We start from the raw sequence: 17,598 nt of genomic DNA on the forward strand, positions 1-17,598 counted from the left end.
GAATGACGATGCCTCCAAATGCGGACGCTGTCGGATGCGTATCTCCTTCGTCATCGAGTATGCATCTAGTCATTACTTGAAATAACGGATTATTTCGATGTTTACGGAGAGTTCGGCAAACAACTCGATTCGATCGTCGTTACTTTTGCAGAAATTAACTCCTGATATAAAAACCCCCTATTAACAAACAGATTTTTTTATCTGTCTGTCAATAGGGGTGTATGAGCATAGCGGTCGGTTATTTCTGGATTAATAGAGCCGGAGAAGAAACCCGACCTAAGGAAGTTTTGCAGGAGACGGATGTCATCCGCTTCCTGTTTCTTTCCTCAGCATATCGCTGCTCTCTTATATAAGCGTGTCCGGTCACAATTCATTGTCAGTTGGTCGATTCACCTGCCGGAAGATGGCGGGAAGCAGCCTCGATCGCAGCAAATGCCCAGTGGGTCACCGGAACATCGTCCCAGGATGGGCTGATCGATTCGTCTAACAGCGGCTCGCGACCGGTAAGGCGATTCAGTACGGTAACCGCCTCGGCTCGCGTCACCTCCCGGTCAGGACGAAACGTGCCATCCTCGTAGCCCTCGATCCATCCCTGCCCGGCTGACACGGCCACATACGCCTCAGCCCAATGACCGGCCGTATCGCCAAATTGCGCAGCGGACGCGGCCCCTCCCGCTTCGTTATGCCAACGGACCGCTATGGCGGCGAATTCCGCCCGCGTTACCGGTTCGCCAGGAGCAAACAAACCGGAGCTTCTCCCTTCCACGATGCCTTCAGATGTCAGACGGCTGATCGCCGCAGCCGCCCAATGACTATCGGTCATATCCGCATAGGGAAGCCGGATTGGCTCACCGCTCGCCGCTGGAGACAGACGGTCGAACAATACGGCCAGCTCCGCCCGCGTCAGCGTGTCCTCCGGGCGGAATGTGCCGTCTTCGTACCCGTTCACGTACGCTTCCAGCGATCCGCCTTCACCATCTGAATCTATCAACGGCTGTGGCAGCCGCACGATGGCAAACGTACTGAACTTGTCGACCTCAACCTCCAGACCGGCCAGGCGCCCCGTGCTGTCGTCCAAGCTAACCTTGGAAGGACGAAGCAGCACATTCTCGCCGTCGCTGTGCTCGATATAGACTGCCCATCGGCTTAAATCGGTCTCACCCGGAGCCTCATCCAACGGCAAATATACACCAACCGTTCGACCTTCGAGCTTAGTCTCGATGCGCACGGGGACACCGACGATATTCGCCGCAGATTCCGAGTCCTGTCCTTTCTCCCTCCACAACGTCTCGTTTGCAAGGAAACGCTCGGTCAGGGCCGATCGTTCATCCTCCTGGATCGGCGAGATTACAAGCACGAGGTCACTGCCGCCCGCAGCAGCAGCATAGTGCCGCAGTGCTTCAGCCGATAGGCGGATCGTACCGTAGGACGAAGCGATTACCAGTTCAGCATCCCGCTCAGCCAGCAGCGCAGCTGCCGCGCTGCGAACTGTCACGTGGAGCTCGTCTGCAGGTTCGGTGGACGAATCGCGAATCTCCAGCCTAAATGAAAGGTCATCCGTATCTCCTGCCGACCTCAGTGCTCGATCGATTGCGGACTCCTCGAGAATAACTGCATCCTTCACTCTACCTTCTGACATACTGCGTACAAGTTCAACTTCGAAGACACTGCTGCTTTGTCCACCAACGTCCACAATTGCCCTCCGGTCGCCGCCTCCGATCAGCTGACCGTCTCCGAACCACCCCGGACCTGTGCCTGGATTCGCTGCACGCCGTTCCACAACAATCGTGTACGTACGCTCGCTGCCGTTTTGAGCCGTTACCTTAACCCGCAGCTCATTGACGCCAACTCGCAGCGGCACAGATGATATTGCAGCGGTCCCGACGTAATCACGTTCGCCTACACGAAGAACCGCCAGCGGATCTAGCGTTGCTGCGGAAAGTCCGAGCTCTCGCACCCTGTTAGGCACCCGGAGTTCATACCGCGTCACATCAGGATGGAAATTCGGGCTCAGTGCGGCGCCGGTCAAGGTGAGCGAGCTCAGCTCTGTCACCGCTGGCAGGTCGCGCTTCACGACAAGAGTATAGTCGCGAACCGTACCATCCTGCGCCGTCACTCTCACAACGATGGTGTTGTCGCCAACCTGCAGCGCGATTGGCTCCGAAGGCTGACCGCGCTCCACAGGTATGCCATTGACCGTTACGGTTGCATGCGGGTTCGTTGGCACGGCGGTTACAGTCACGCTGCTGACAAGGTGAGGAACTACCGTCTTATAAACTTTGCCATCGCCGCCGGGATCCGGTATTACCACCGCACCTTCAATCGACAGCGTGTGCACAGTTGCATCCGAGGACAGCTGCGGTTCTCCCGGCGGCTGCTCCGGTTCCCCCGGCGGCTGCTCCGGTTCCCCCGGCGGCTGCTCCGGTTCCCCCGGCGGCTGCTCCGGCTCCCCCGGCGGCTGCTCTGGCCCCTCAGGCGGCTGCTCTGGCCCCTCAGGCGGCTGCTCCGGACCGGGATCTACCGTTTGCGGCTGGCGCTCGATCGCCAAAACATACGTGCGCTCACTGCCGTTTTGTGCCGTTACCTTGATCCGCAGCTCATTGTCGCCAACCTGCAGCGGTACGAACGGCACACTCGCCACTCCGACAAAGCCTTGTTCTCCGATCGTAATGCCTGCCAGCGGATCTGCCGAAACTGCCTGCAATCCAATCCCGTACACCGAATACGTGACGCTTCCTTCATAATATGTCAAGTCAGGGCGAAAATCCGTATTCAGCTCCATCCCGGTCAGCGTGAGTGAGCTCAGCTCCGCAACCGCTGGTAAGTCCCGCTTCACGACAAGAGAATAATCGCGAATCGTCCCGTCCTGCGCCCTGACCTGCACTGTGATTATGTTGTCACCGACCTTCAGCGCAACCGGTTCAGAAGGCTGGCCGCGCTCCACAGGAACACCGTTGACCGTTGCGGTTGCATGCCGCTCTGAAGGCACGGCGGTGACCATCACGCTTTCCACGATATAGGGCACAGCGGCCTCATAAACCGATTCGTCGTCATTCGGCACTACCTCTACGCTGCCAGGATCGAGAGTTAGTGTCCGCAGCGCTGCGTCCGATGAAGGATTAATCAGCAGATAAGGCTGATTCGTCTCATTCTCCCGGCTGTGAATCCGAACTGGAGTCGCTTTTAAATCCTCATCCAGCAGCCGGATTGTCGCGATCCGGTCTGTCGCTGCCTGATTGGCGACAAACTGTGTCACGTCGAACCGATGCCAGCCAGCATCGCGCACGGTGATTTTGCCCAGAGCATACCAGCCGGGCACGCCCGAGCGGGGACGATTGTCCCAGTTCATCTCACTCTCGCTCCAATTGTCCGCATCGTAGGCTTCGATCTTCACCGGAACCGGCACAGCCGGCTTCTCGGCCACATAGAAGTAAAAGGCCGCATCTTCGACAGGCTCATTGTAATCCTCGAAACGGAATTTTAAAAATGCGGTGCGGTTGCCTCCGCCGTTCGCCCTCGGTATAGAAAGGACCTCCAGCAGCGGTTCAGAGCCGAAATTTTCCCGCGGCTCATGCTCAGACACATACGTGTCCTCCGCCGCGACAAAAACATTGTCAACCGGCTCCGGCTCGCTGCCCGCATCACCTCGCGTGACCGTGAGCGTATACGTATCGATCGTCCCTTCCAGGTTATAGACGAGTACGCGCAGCATATTCGCACCCGGCTGCAATGCAATCGGCGCTGTCGCCTGGCCGCCCTCTACACGCTGCCCATTCACCAAAACGATACTGCTTGCGGCAGCGGCCTCCGGCCTGACCGTTACGAGATCGATATGCTCCGGCACAGCGACCGTATAGCGAGTCTGGCCGGTCTCGAATGGCAGCTCGATAACGCCGTCCGCGCCAAACAGCTCAAGCGATTGCAAGCCTGACCATGGCGCCCATGCAGTCGTATGCGGCCGATCGTATGCCTGCGCCCAGTAGTAGCCGGCGGCGGTCAAAGCCCGCGGCTCAAAGCCGGCTTGCCAGCCCTCGGGGATTGTCTCCGAGACGAAGGTCGCCCAGCCCTTCTCGTCTGTCGTCGTCACGACGTACTTGCCTCCGGCATAAGTGAACCGGCCCTCAACCCTGATTCCGGCCAGCGGCTCACCCGTAACCAGGTCGATTGCCTGTACGACAGCCACAGCCTGGTTATTGGCCGCATAGTCCACATGCAGGCCATCAAGGATTGCCGGCTTGAGCTCCGTAGTCGCGGTCGTAACTGCTGCCTGCTGCGAGGCCGGGCCTATATTGCCCTGCACGTCCCTTGCAGCTACGCGGTAGTAATAAGTCGTTCCGGGCAGCAGGCCGACATCCCGATACGACAGGCCGCGCGTCATCCCGACGATATGGGACGCATCAGGTGTGAAGCCGTCTATGGTGCTGCGGTAAAAAATATAGCGGTCAATCTCGGTGTTGTCGTATGCCATGCCATAAGACAGCGTGGCAGCCTGATAGCCGTCTGCCGCGGCAACAAGCTCCGAGCTTACCGCTGTCGGCGGCTCTGTATCGGCTGGGGGCTGCCAGTAGATTCGGTCTTTTCCCCAATCGGACGGCAGGTTAAGGAGGGAGTCATAATGGTGCATGGCAATACCGCCATACGACGGATTATGTGCAAACGCCGTGTTCACTTTATCCAGCTCGGCCTCCATATGCGTGCGGCCTTCTTCGCGGAACGTAATCACGGAGGGGTCACCGCTGTTGGCGACATCCAGCGTCTCTACGCCAATGACGACCGAGCCCGGCTTGCCGATGGAGTCAGCGTAATTGATCTCGCCTTGAGCTTGGGCGATAATGCCTGCCGACCCGTCCGCCGTATCGCGATAATTCATGATCGAGATATAATCGCTGATGTCCTGAATGTGCTCGGACAGCCATTTCGTACTGCCGTTCCACGTAATGTCCTTCGCATTGTCTGAAGTATCATACCATCTGGGAATCGCCGGACCGAATGGCAGATTGATGCCCGCAGTATCGCGCCGCTCAATCATTTTGCTCAGCCCGTCCAAATACTGTAGCTGCAGTGACGGATACGCATTGGCAAAATCAGGAGCAATATACGGCTCGATATCGACGTTGATTCCGTCGAATTTTTCATTGTCTCCTGCCGCTATATTGTAGTTGATGACACGCTCAATCTCGCGGATCGCCATCGGATGATAACGCTCATATGCGCCCATATACGGCGGCGATGTGCCTCCTGCTATACAAGCATGCACCTGGTAGCCCCGCTCATGCGCCCAGGCAATAAAATCACGCACCTTGCCTGGATCATCCTCGAGAATATCAATCCCCGCGAACGGACCAATAGCCAGGTAAAAGGTCGTAATCGGATCTGAACCGAAAGTTTCCGTATCTTGTGCAAACGCATCCAATACATCGCGCGATCCGGGGTTCAGCAGCAGCTTGTAGGCTTCCGGCTCCCAAATCCATATCGCCCGATCCTGATTGCCCATATAAAAAGGCTCGTTCGTCCCAGCCCCAACCTTGGCATATGTCGTTAGGCTGCTGGCCTGCTGACCGCCGACGAGCGTCGCCCGCGCCTCAATGCTGGACGTCTTGTCCCCAAGCGGAGCCGTATCCCATTCCAGCGTATAAAAGCTGCCGTCTGCAGTGGCCTGCTGCCAAGGTCCGCTATTGATGCGCACCTCGACCCGTTCCACATCCGCATGCGCCTCCACGTCCACCTGCACTGTGACAATGCCGCTCAGCGACACCCCTTCTCGGGGGCTGACGATGCTTACAACGGGCGGTGCAGCCGCCGGATTGTCGATGTACAGCGTAATTGGCTGACTCCACACACCGTAACGCGTATCCTTGTCAAGGCCGCGAGCCGTGATCTGTACTTCCCCGTAAAAGGTTGAGGTATCCAGGTCATAATACCAAGTCCCCGAATCGTTTCCGTCCGGGTCTACCATTGTAGCCAGCACCTGCCTGCTCCCGTCGATAAACAATCTAAGATCATAGGCGTTCGTATACGTCCCGGAAATGCGGACGATCTCCGGTCCGAACGTTGTTCCTGTTGCCGGCGTATCTAGCGTCACCGCTCCCGCCGCTTGTGCTGGCGCCGGCACAGTCAGCGGGCCAACTAGCGTGAGAGCAACGACCAATAACAGCAGCGTTCCGATTTTCAAATCGTGCTTTATCCGTTTTAGCATGCGGTCATACCCCTTTCCAATACATGTACATGGTTTGCCAACAGATGCGCGCTTGAATCCAACAACTCCTAAACACGCTTAGTGAAGCGCTTTCATTTTTTTGCTGCATAATAATTTGGAATTCACTAATTTGAGATTCACCAATTTGAGATTCATGTCAGTTGTGTTGAATTTTTCTATACCTATAAATCTAGTCTCTGGTCATCTAAATATTAATCTCTGGTATCTAAATCTAATCCCTGGTCATCGGCTGCCCTCCCTTCTAAACGCAAGGGTTTGTTTGGCGTATATCATAACCATAATCAGCTCTATTTGAAATCGTCTGTATTGAAGCTTTTTAACCGTTTTGCGAAAATCGTAAAATAGACTACTTTTCGTAAATTTGTGGAAACTAACCCCACATTTCGTATGTGTCAATCATCGGACCACCGGGTCAGCGAGGTCACCGGACCAACAATATTAGAATGTACTCAAAGCAGTCTTTCAAAACAAAAGGTCTAACAAGCAAAAGGCCTAGCAGGTAAAGGCTCTAGCAGGTAAAAGGTATGGTATAATCTACATTAGAAAATTAATGGAAAGGAAAGGGTGGAATGGATTCCCGTAATGCCGACAAGCCAAGAGCGCTTTATTTGCTCGGAGAAAGAAATTTTGACTGGATTTATGGGCCTCAAGAGCGGGCCGGAATCGATGAACTGGTACATATTTATGCCCCCTTGCAGACCAGGGAAACGATTTTAGACAATCCTGACATTTTGCGAGAAGCGGAAGTGATTTTCAGCGGATGGGAAACCGCCTATATGGATGAAGCTTTTTTAAACCGGGCACCGAAGCTGAAGCTGGTGCTGCATGGCGCCGGTTCGGTAAAAGGCTTTGTAACAGATGCGTTATGGGACAGAGGGATACGTGTATGCAGCGCCTATGCCGCTAATGCTGTACCTGTATCCGAATACTCCCTCTCCCAAATATTATTCGCTCTAAAAGGCGGCTGGTATTATGCGCTCAGAACGAAACAGGACGGTCATTACCCCCCTCGCATTGAAACGCCGGGCGCATTCGGTAGCACAGTCGGATTGATTTCTATCGGGATGATTGGGCGCCGCGTCTGCGAGCTGCTGAAACCTTTTGACGTCAACGTTATAGCGTATGACCCGTTTGTCGATGAAGAAACAGCCCGGGCGCTTGGTGTGCAGCTTTGCTCACTCGATGAGGTGTTTGAACGGTCCGACGTAGTGTCACTGCATACACCGCTTCTGAACGAGACGCGAGGCATGATTACCGGTGCGCATTTTGAACGGATGAAGCAGCGCGCTGTTTTTATTAATACGTCGCGCGGAGCGGTTGTGCGGGAAGAAGAAATGATTGAGGTTCTGCGCAAGCGGGAAGATCTGTACGCTGTGCTCGATGTTACTTATCCGGAGCCGCCGGAGCCCGGGTCGCCGCTGTACCGTCTTCCGAATGTTGTGCTTACCCCGCATATTGCCGGCTCGCTGTACAATGAATGCCGGCGCATGGGCAGCTATATGCTGGACGAGCTTCGCCGCTATCTGGCTGGAGAAAAGCTGCTGTGGGAGATTACGAGAGAACGAGTCCGCTATATGGCCTGACCTGTCGTCTCTATGTGCTCTATCTGGTAAAAATTTATTATCGTTATACTGCCATCGAACACCCTCATCTAAAGAAGAAGATGCATGCTCCGTACAGGACAAGAGCATCTTCTTTTTTGGCAGTCCGGATGCAGGCCTGTAGGTGATTTTCATAACCGCTATTCTAAGAAAATGCTAATTTTTATTGTGTGAAGGATCTAAATTGGATGACGGCAGTGTTTTTAACAGCTATTTGGGAAGAAGGCGTCTTTTCGCTTATATAGAGGGCGTCTTCGCTTATATAGAATGTGTCTTTTCGCTTATTGAGGATAGAATATTTAAAATGCAAAAGATCTTTATGACCGCTGGCTTGCTTAAGCGTTCATCGGCATGAAGTTAACAAAGCATCGGGATTTCCTGTATAATAATGCTGATTTCATTAGGAGGCGATCACCATTAACCATGTAGCCGTATTTTGTGGCTCCAGCAACGGGGCATCCAGTGTATATATAGACAGCGCACAAAAATTGGGCAGAGAACTGGCAAAACGCAGCATCACTCTCGTATATGGCGGGGCAAGCGTCGGTGTCATGGGAGCACTTGCCGATTCTGTACTGGAAGCAGGCGGACAAGTGATAGGCATCATGCCAGGCTTTTTAGATCAAAGAGAAATCTCTCATAAACATTTATCCGAGCTGATTATTGTCGATTCTATGCATGAACGGAAGGCTCGAATGGCGGAGCTGGCTGACGGCTTTATCGCCTTGCCGGGAGGTCCGGGCACATTAGAGGAGTTTTTTGAAATTTACACGTGGGCTCAGTTAGGACTGCATCGGAAGCCTTGCGGCCTCCTCAACGTTAACCATTACTTTGATCCTCTCGTTGAATTGTTCAATCATATGCTGAAGGAACAGTTTTTGCATGAAAAATACCGCTCTATGGCTATAGTAGACGAAGAACCTGGCAGCCTGCTTGAAAAATTCAATTCCTATGAGCCGCCATCCACTAAAACGTATATTTCGGACACATCGCAGACCTAGAGGAATGGTGAAGAAGCGCTGAGTGTGGAGAATCGTATAAATGCACCTAAAATACACCCGCAATACGCTCAAACTATAAAGCAAGGAGTTAACTATGGAGTGGAAAACGGTCAGCAAGGCTAACGATATTTCTCAAATTAGAGAGGCTGTCAAGCGACTGGATATTCATGAGCGTGATGAGCGGGGACGCACCCCTTTGCTGATTTTTATTACAAATCGGGCACCGCTTGAAGCGCTCAAAATTTTACTCGATCACGGAGCAGAACTGGAAGCAGCGGATAAACTGGGAGACTCGCCTTTAAAAAAAGCGGCCAAGTTTCAGCAGAAGGAAGCTGCCCGGCTGCTGCTCGACTATGGAGCCAAGCTGGATTCTCCGGGAGGTATACTTGAGACCGCTTGGAACATCGCTCGTTTTAAGGACCTCTCCTTGGCCGACATGCTCCTGGCTACTAAAGGAGCGGTACGTCTGACTCTAACTGAGGAGGAAGACAAAACGGTTGATGATATTTTGCACGATGAATCGAGAGAAGCTGTATGCCGCAAAATCAGGCAGCTGCCCACAGCCGAACTCCTCCATGCTGTTGTTCAACGATATAACTGGGATGATGGACCTGAAGCCATGCTTGCTGTCTTCGAGCATCCTGCATGCGCGGAAATTACCAAGCTTGATATGTATGACCTTCTGGAAGGAGACTATTGGCTGGAGCTGGAAGAAGCGCCCGATCCCGAAACACAAGGCTATAGAAAGCTTGCATTGAAACTGAAGCCTGTAATCGATGCCTTATGATGAGCGCTGCAAATTCCCTAATAATGATTGCTTCAAAAAGATGAGTCCCCCTATTCACGTTTAAGGAGAGAACCGCGATGAGAGAAACATGGAGGAAGCAAGCCATTGCAGACATACTCAGTAAGCACGGAGCCGAAAAGGACAAGCAGCTTGAGACGCTTTTGCTAGAGCATGCGGAAGTAGCTATCAAGCTTGAGCTTGCAGGTGAGGAAAATTATGAGCAAAAAGGCTGCAGCCGGATAGCAGGCCGGCCTGATCTGCCGCCAGCTATCGACTGGCCCTGCACAGAGGATGGAGAATGGTATACTTTTCTTGCCCAAATCAATTTGAGCGATCTGCCTTTTCTTCCTTCAGACGACTGGCCAGCCGCGGGCATGCTGTATTTTTTCCTGGGTGCAGATGAACCGGCCTATGACGTGGATCACCGTGTTCTATTTTATGATGGAGATCTCCAGGAGCTCACATTGGCTTCTCCGCCAGAAGGAAAGGAAGAAGTCTTTGCGGAAGACAGGGATTTTGTACCCCACCGGGTTACATTTAGGCCTCAGCTATCTCTTCCGGACATGGGAGAACAGTCGGATGGATTACTGGACCAAAATGAGGCGTTGTATATGGAAATATGCGACCAGAGCGACGCGCTCGCCGGCGGACTCCAAAGCTGGTGCGGGGATACACAGCTGGATGCTTATTTATGCCGGCATGGAATGAAGGAAATCATGTTTGAAACTCATCGAACGCCGGAACAGCTGCTTCAAAAGGCGAGACAAGCGATGGAGAACGGACAAGAACAATATGCGGAACACCTCGAGCATAAGGCTCTTCCGCTCCTGCTTCAGTTTAAAGACCGGGAAAAAGAGCATCGGGAAGCGGCCCGGGATTGGCAGGTGCTTCTCTCTCTATCCTCATTGGATGCCGTTAACATGTGCTGGTGGGACGCTGGGTTCCTTGAGTTTCTGATCGACCGCAACGATCTGAAGCGCAGGCGCTTTGATCGCACCTACCTCAATTTGGCTACTAGTTAATGCGTTAAAAAATGATCCTTCTCCCTTTCATCGTTATTCTGACTGTTTGCTCACGGCAAAGAACCAACCTTTTTGAAAGCAGCTTTGATATATTAGAAAAGCAGCTTTGACATGTTAGAAAAGCAGCTTTGAAACTTTGAAAGGGAGGATTTACAGGCAACCCCGCTCTATTAGGCAGCCTCGCTTAAAGTCATTTTAGTTGACACTCTAAAAAATCAACACCAAAGAATGCCGTAAAATCAACACCCAAGAATGCCTATAATCAACATTCTTGGGTGTTTCATTTTGACACCTTCGCCAGAAGAGAAAGACGTATTAGGCAGCCCGGCTTCAGTCCGCTACCGGGTGGCTTCCAAATATTCGTCGAGACAATCAAACGTTAGACTGGTACCTTCCTCTACCCCCATATCAATCACCTGCTGGAGAGCTTCGATTGTCGGATATTCGCTGCGATTAATTAGCTTTGTCTTCCCTCCCTGCTCGAGGAAGATCATCGTAACCGTAGCTGCAGGCATATCCGTATTGATGCTTCCTTCAGCATCTGAAAAATAATCAGTGTATACGATCTTCTCTCCTTCTACAATTTCCGCATACACAGCTTTTCCCCACGATTCCATCCCAAAAAAGTCCCCCTGGCTTTCATCCACACACTTCATGCAATAATGCCAGACACCGTCTGGACGGAAATCTAAATCACAATAGGTAAGGCTCCAACCTTTTGGTCCCCACCACTGCTTGAGATGCTCTTCCTTTGTAAAAGCTTGAAATACAAGATCCCGAGGCGCATCGAATACCCTCTCCATAATGAGTTCCCGACCTTCAGTTCTTGTAACCATCTTTTTCGCCATATCTTGTTCCTCCTGCACGTTTAGTCAGTCTGACTTACTGCCCTCAGCCTGCAGCTTCTTTAAATATTCATCAAGATTATCAAAGCGATCTTCCCATAACTGGCGATAATCAGATAACCAGGATTCCAGACTTTGAAACCCCTCTGCTCGAAGTCGGTAATACCTGCGATTAGCCTCTGCCTGTACTTCAACCAAACCAGCTTCATGTAAAATCTTAAGATGCTTAGAAGCTTGTGGCTGACGAATATTTACTTGTTCAGCAACCTCTCCTACCATTAGGGGTCCTTTCCGCAATTTCTCAACTATCAGCAATCGGGTTGGATCCGCTAATGCGTTGAACAGCTTAATCTTCATTACTTTGAATGCGCAGATTCACCTCGGTTCTGCTTTGTATTTATTAATGATAATATACCATTATAGGAATATTCTTTTCAAGGAATATTTAAAAAGCAGCCCCTGGAGCTGGAGCAGACAGCTTATGCAGCTCATGCGCCCATGGGGCTGACCGCGGCAGCTTGCTGCCCGCTTCAGCCTAGTTGCATGCTTGCCGCCCGCTCAGCCTAGTCGCAGATTTCTCGCTGTCCGCGGGAGGCTAGCCGCAGATTGCTCGCTGTCAGCTCTGCCTACCCTGCGCGCCCGCGGTTTTCCCCACTATTTGTAATAAATAAGAGCGAGGAGGAGCGTTAGATTTAAAATCCCGGTCTTTTTTGCCAAATAAGACCGAGGGCGAGCGTTAGCACATGCCGCGCTTAGCAGGACTCACGCCTCGCAACTCACGTCTCGCGCCCACACACCTGCGCGCCCAGCGCCTCGTGCCAGCGCCACACGCCCCGCACCGCACCTCGCGCAGGGCCTTGCACTCACAAGCATCCGTTGATCAACGGATGGATTTGCACTTATAAGCGGCAGCTTTTATGCTTATAAGCGACAGCTTTTACGCGTATAAGCAATAGCCTCTACGCGGCAATAAGATCAAGCCGCCAGACTCATCGCCATCTGCGGTGTCGTGTTCATAGAAGGCAAAGCCGCCGGCTTGGAAATCGGTTGAGCATAATCCTGCAAACCAGTATTACTAGCCGCATGCTTATCTTTTACACTCCATCCGGCCATATCAATCAATCTCTCCATGTCACCTTGTTCATAGGCTTCAACGAATAAGCTTAAGTCAGGCAGCTTGCTGTCATCCTCAACGATTATTTGTTCCTCATAGAAATCAATTCCACGCATTCTGGCCGGAATCAAGGCTTGCCTTGCTCTGTACAGCAACGCTTTAACCGCCCCTTCTGTTGTATTCAGATACTCTGCACATTCCAATGCAGAATAACCAAACACCTCGCGCATCAGCAGCACTGTTCTCTGCATCGGAGACAAATCCTGCATCATGACATAAAAAGCTGCTTCCAGTCTTTGTCTTGTACTTTGCTCCTGGCTGCTGCCGGCTATCTTCTGCCGTTCCTGCTCCCGCTGTAAAACCTTGCCGAATAACAGGCTTCTCCGCAAGGAATCTATCCATGTATTCTTGGCCACACGCAGCAGCAGCGCTTCTGGATTTGCATGCTTGCCGTACCGCTTTTCTTGAGCAGCAACCTTCAGCCAAGTTTCCTGCGCCAAATCCTCCGCATCCTGAGCTGATCTGGTCAAAGACAAACAGTATTTATACAAAGCGAGCCGCAGCCCCTGGAATTGCTCTTCGCTCATTGATTCCCGCCATCGCTTCAAGCTCATAGTCTGATCTCCTTTCTGAAAACCACACACCTTATCCTTATATAACACACCTTATTCTTATATATTACTTATCCTTTATGGGGTAAACGATTGAACCCTGTAAAAAGTTACGCCCCTAAAGCGTATCTTTTCACCTTCTTTGTTCGACTACGAGTAAAAAGCATCAACCAAACGGAGGCGATCTTAATGAACTATTCCCCTTTCACCATGAACCATATCCCATATGTTGTTGAGCAAACGGGGCGTGGAGAAAGAAGCTATGATATCTATTCACGGCTGCTTAAGGACCGCATCGTATTTGTCGGGGCAGCAATCGATGATGCTTTAGCCAACAGCATTGTCGCCCAACTGCTATTTCTGCAGGCGGAAGATCCGGATAAAGATATCCACATGTACATTAACAGTCCTGGAGGCTCTACTTCAGCAGGCTTCGGTATCTTTGATACGATGCAATATATTAAACCACAAGTGAACACCATTTGTACCGGCTTCGCTGCTTCCTTCGCCTCTCTTCTGCTGCTTGCGGGAGCAAAAGGCAAGCGTTTCGCGCTGCCCAACAGCGAGATTATGATCCACCAGCCCCACGGCGGCGCCCAAGGGCAAGCCAGCGACATTGCCATCAGCGCCAGACGCATCCTGCAAGTGCGCGAAAAGATCGTAAAGATCACGTCTGAACGTACGGGACAGCCCATAGAGAAAATCGAGAAGGATATGGACAGAGACTATTTTATGTCCGCTGAAGAAGCCCTGGAATACGGGATTATTGATAAAATAATTACTGCCGGTTGAACCCGGGGATATATATAAAATATAACGACCATAACCTTATGCCATCAGGTTTTGTTTTCATTACGCTGGATACATGGTTTCATTACCCTTGACACAAAAAAACGGCCCGAGCATCCATTGCCCGGGGCCGTTTTTTAAATGAAACAGGTTATTTGACAGCCTGCAAAAAGTTATCTAACAGCTGCTCCACTTCCTGCGCACTTTCCGACTTCAAGGCCTGTTCTGCCAGCTGCTCCGCGTCCCGCATGCTCAGTTGGCTGAGCAGCATTCGGCAGCGCAGGACGGAAGAAGGGTTCATGCTCAGCTCCGTTAGTCCCATGCCCAGCAGCAGGGGGAGCGCCTTCGGCTGGCCGGCCATTTCCCCGCACATCCCAACCCATTTTCCCTCCCGCCGGGCGCTATCAACGGTCATGCTAATCAAGCGCAGCACTGCCGGATCAAACGGCTGATATAGATGCGAGATTTTTCCGTTCATTCGATCGACAGCCAACGCGTACTGAACTAGATCATTAGTGCCAATGCTGAAGAAATCAGCTTCTTTGGCGAGTTTGTCGGCAACAAGAACCGCCGATGGCACCTCGATCATTACCCCAACCTCCATCTGCGGGTTATAGGGGATGCCCTCAGCTGATAGCTCCCGCCGCGCTTCTTCGAGCAGCGCATTCGCTTGACGCAGCTCGGTCAAGGTCGAGATCATCGGATACATCAATTTGACGCAGCCATAGGCGCTGGAGCGCGCGATCGCCCGCAGCTGCGTCTTGAACAGCTCTTGCCGATCCAGACATAACCGAATGGCGCGATACCCCAGGAATGGATTGCTTTCCCGCTCTAAGCCGAACGCGGGAAGTTCCTTATCGCCCCCAATGTCAAGCGAGCGAATGATTAGCGGCTTATCAGGTCCGATCGTCCGAATAATGGCCAGATATGCCTCAAGCTGTTCCTCCTCGGTAGGCAGCCGGGCACGGCCCATATACAGAAACTCGGTCCGATACAGCCCGATGCCGTCCGCGCTTTGTTCCGCTGCAGTTCTTGCTTCCTGCACGCTGCCGATGTTAGCCATCAGCTCCAAATGAGTGCCGTCCGCGCTGACGGATGGCTCCCCCCGAAAGCTGGCCAATGCCTCCCGCTCCGCCCGGTAAGCAGCTTCCCGTTGTCGGTATTCATCCCGTACCGGCGGATCAGGGTCGATGATAACAAGCCCGTTAACACCGTCCACTATCACATAATCGCCGTCGCGAATCTCACCGGTGGCTGAATTCAGCCCAACCACCGCCGGAATGTCCAGCGACCTGGCTACAATGGCTGTATGTGAAGCACTGCCCCCCTCATCGGTGGCGAAGCCCTTTACAAGGTCTTTACGCAGCCGGAGCGTATCAGTCGGGGCCAGATCACGGGCGATCAGGACAACCGGCTCCGTTAGTCCCTGCAGCGGATCTCCTCCATCACCACGAAGATGACGCAGAAGCCGATCGCGTACATCGCGCAGATCATCAGCTCTTTGCTTGATATAGCTGCTTTCCAGCGCCTGCAGCGTGACAATCAGCTCATCGGATACTTCCGCAACCGCACGCTCTGCATTCAGCAGATCACGTCCAATCTTCTCGCGTATGGGGTCGAGAAGATCAGGATCATCCAGCATAAGCAGATGCGATGCAACGATATCGGCTTCCTCTTCACCAACCGTCTCGCGGGCCGTTATCTCGAGCTGTTCAAGCTCGGTCTGCGCCCCCCGCTGTCCGTTCTCCAACCGCTCAAGCTCCGCTTCCGCTTGCTCAGCCGAAATGGAACGGGGATCGATTTCCGCCTCCTGTCGGCCCACCAAGCGAGCCGCTCCCATCGCGTAACCGGGGGCAGCGGCCACACCGCGCAGTTGTCTCATCTCCGGCCTTACCTTCACCATGCCCACCTCATTCCCCGACAACGCCCGTCAAATAGGAGGCGATCTCCTCGAGCGCAGCATTCTCGTCCTCGCCTTCAACCGTCAACGTTACCGTCTGGCCCTCATCGGCACCGAGCGCGATGATCCCGAGCAAGCTTTTGCCGTTTGCTTCTTTATCTTCGTACCGGAACGTAATCCGGCTTTTGAATTTTTTGCCTAGCTTGACAACGTGGGAGGCTGGCCTCGCATGAAGGCCTCCCTCGACTTGCAGACGAATCGTTCTTTGCGCCATCTCTTTCACCCTCCCGAAGCTATTCCTGTAACACCGTCACTTTATCACGCACCATCGTTTCAATGCTTCTGCGTATGCCTTGGACGCCGAGGCCTGAGCTTTTAATTCCTAAAAACGGGAAATGATCCGGCCCCCGCTCCGTTCTCCGGTTCAGCTGCACGCTGCCTACCTCGAGTCTTTTGGCGATAGCAAGCGCAGACTGTACATCGCGCGTAAATATACTAGCTTGCAGTCCGAACTCGGAGGCATTTGCCCACCGAATCGCCTCCTCCTCATCCCGAACCCGAATAACCGGGAGCACTGGCCCGAAGGGCTCCTCCCAGGCCACTCTCATCCTCTCCGTTACGCCGTCTAGCAAGGTCGGGTAAATAAGATTACCGTCCCTCCGGTTGCCTATTATAAGGCGGGCCCCTTCATCCAACGCTTCGCGAATCAAATTGCTCACCTTATCCGCTGCCTGCGTATCGATAAGTGGTGTAATATCAGCCTGCTCCTCCGGAGATCCGACGCGCAGTCGTTCGATTCCGCAGCGGAGCAGCTCTATCAACGGCTCAGCCACAGGTTCCGCCACTAGGACCCGCTTGATTGCCGTGCAGCGCTGTCCGGAGTAAGAGAATGCGCCGCTTACGATTTCACGGGCAGCCAGCTGTAGATCGGCATCCTCAAGCACTATCGCCGGATCCTTTCCGCCAAGCTCAAGAATGACGGGAATCATGTTCGCTTTGCGGCAAATAGCCCTGCCGGTGGCCGTTCCTCCAGTGAAGCTGATACAGCGTACCGATGTGTGGGACGTAAGCACATCTCCAATATCCGCGCCTCTGCCCGTTACCACATTCAGGACTCCCGGCGGGCACCCCGCACGGTGAAGGGCCCGGGCGGCCAGCAGAGCGCTGATCGAACCTTGCGTCGGCGGCTTGAGCACGACCGTATTACCGGTAATGAGCGCTGGGGCGACTTTGCTGACAGACAGGTTCACCGGATAGTTGAACGGGGATATCGCCAATACGACACCCAGCGGAACTTTATCAATAAGTGCTGTCTTCCCCGGCTTGCTTCCAGGGTAAGCATCTCCGCGGATCAGCTCCCCGCCCAACCGCCGCCCTTCTTCCGCAGTATGACGGACCAGATCAGCGCTCCGCTCAATCTCTGCGAGTGCAGCTGCCCTACTCTTCCCGACCTCTAGCATAATGAACTCTGCGATTTCGTCCGCCATCCGCTGCAGTTCATCTGCCCATGCATACAGCAATCCTGCTCTTTCATGCAAGGGAACAGCAGCCCACAGCTTCTGGGCGCGCTCAGCGGACAGAACCGCACTGCCCGCCTCATCCGCCGTCATCGCCGGCACGCGTCCGACAACAAGCGGCTTGTAAGGACAGTGAATATCGATATAGCGCGAAGAATTACTCATTTGCCACTGGCCGTCCAGCAAGTATGGAA

At 53.0% G+C, this 17,598-nt stretch carries 12 protein-coding genes; 5 read left to right on the top strand and 7 right to left on the bottom strand.

Going from position 1 to position 17,598, the window contains the following annotated elements; translation table 11 throughout:
- Positions 1 to 376 precede the first annotated feature (376 nt).
- Entirely contained in the window at positions 377 to 6,196 is a 5,820-nt protein-coding gene (locus PSHG_RS30100; RefSeq protein ID WP_010276632.1) for a cadherin-like beta sandwich domain-containing protein, read from the bottom strand.
- A 590-nt stretch (positions 6,197 to 6,786) separates the two neighbouring features.
- Between PSHG_RS30100 and PSHG_RS19615 the strand changes: the two genes are divergently transcribed.
- The 4 genes from PSHG_RS19615 (at position 6,787) to PSHG_RS19635 (ending at position 10,628) form a co-directional block, all read left to right on the top strand.
- Positions 6,787 to 7,800: a hydroxyacid dehydrogenase gene (locus tag PSHG_RS19615; protein WP_010276637.1), complete on the top strand. Its 1,014-nt coding sequence runs from the start codon at positions 6,787 to 6,789 to the stop codon at positions 7,798 to 7,800.
- Positions 7,801 to 8,234: 434 nt separating this feature from the next.
- A complete protein-coding gene (locus tag PSHG_RS19625) occupies positions 8,235 to 8,819 on the top strand; it encodes an LOG family protein (RefSeq protein WP_026021486.1) in 585 nt (194 codons plus the stop codon).
- Between the two features lie 94 nt (positions 8,820 to 8,913).
- On the top strand, positions 8,914 to 9,606 hold the full coding sequence (locus PSHG_RS19630) for a DUF4274 domain-containing protein (RefSeq protein ID WP_010276644.1): 693 nt from the start codon (positions 8,914 to 8,916) through the stop codon (positions 9,604 to 9,606).
- 77 nt (positions 9,607 to 9,683) lie between these two features.
- Entirely contained in the window at positions 9,684 to 10,628 is a 945-nt protein-coding gene (locus tag PSHG_RS19635; protein WP_010276647.1) for a YwqG family protein, read from the top strand.
- A gap of 338 nt (positions 10,629 to 10,966) precedes the next feature.
- Here PSHG_RS19635 and PSHG_RS19645 read toward each other — a convergent pair whose 3' ends face one another.
- From PSHG_RS19645 to PSHG_RS28380, 3 genes are all read right to left on the bottom strand, one after another.
- Positions 10,967 to 11,476 carry an SRPBCC domain-containing protein gene (locus tag PSHG_RS19645; protein WP_010276650.1) on the bottom strand — a complete coding sequence of 170 codons (510 nt, stop codon included), beginning with the start codon at positions 11,474 to 11,476 and terminating at the stop codon, positions 10,967 to 10,969.
- 24 nt (positions 11,477 to 11,500) lie between these two features.
- On the bottom strand, positions 11,501 to 11,830 hold the full coding sequence (locus tag PSHG_RS19650) for an ArsR/SmtB family transcription factor (protein ID WP_010276653.1): 330 nt from the start codon (positions 11,828 to 11,830) through the stop codon (positions 11,501 to 11,503).
- Positions 11,831 to 12,448: 618 nt separating this feature from the next.
- Positions 12,449 to 13,201 (bottom strand): RNA polymerase sigma factor, encoded by a 753-nt coding sequence (locus PSHG_RS28380; protein ID WP_010276655.1) that lies wholly within the window; start codon positions 13,199 to 13,201, stop codon positions 12,449 to 12,451.
- Between the two features lie 207 nt (positions 13,202 to 13,408).
- Here PSHG_RS28380 and clpP point away from each other — a divergent pair, with 207 nt between their 5' ends.
- Complete coding sequence (gene clpP, locus PSHG_RS19660; protein ID WP_010276659.1) at positions 13,409 to 13,990, top strand: ATP-dependent Clp endopeptidase proteolytic subunit ClpP; 582 nt, start codon at positions 13,409 to 13,411, stop codon at positions 13,988 to 13,990.
- A gap of 148 nt (positions 13,991 to 14,138) precedes the next feature.
- Here the strand turns inward: clpP and ptsP are convergent, their stop codons facing one another.
- Genes ptsP through PSHG_RS31245 form a run of 3 tightly spaced genes read right to left on the bottom strand, consistent with a single transcriptional unit; the run spans position 14,139 to position 17,569 of the window.
- Complete coding sequence (ptsP, locus tag PSHG_RS19665; protein ID WP_026021487.1) at positions 14,139 to 15,890, bottom strand: phosphoenolpyruvate--protein phosphotransferase; 1,752 nt, start codon at positions 15,888 to 15,890, stop codon at positions 14,139 to 14,141.
- Between the two features lie 7 nt (positions 15,891 to 15,897).
- Positions 15,898 to 16,161: an HPr family phosphocarrier protein gene (locus tag PSHG_RS19670; RefSeq protein ID WP_010276664.1), complete on the bottom strand. Its 264-nt coding sequence runs from the start codon at positions 16,159 to 16,161 to the stop codon at positions 15,898 to 15,900.
- 19 nt (positions 16,162 to 16,180) lie between these two features.
- On the bottom strand, positions 16,181 to 17,569 hold the full coding sequence (locus tag PSHG_RS31245; protein ID WP_042122502.1) for an NADP-dependent glyceraldehyde-3-phosphate dehydrogenase: 1,389 nt from the start codon (positions 17,567 to 17,569) through the stop codon (positions 16,181 to 16,183).
- Between the last annotated feature and the right edge of the window lie 29 nt (positions 17,570 to 17,598).

Origin of the sequence: Paenibacillus senegalensis JC66 (genome assembly GCF_000285515.1) — a bacterium.
In the GTDB taxonomy this organism is placed as follows: Bacteria; Bacillota; Bacilli; order Paenibacillales; family NBRC-103111; genus Paenibacillus_L; species Paenibacillus_L senegalensis.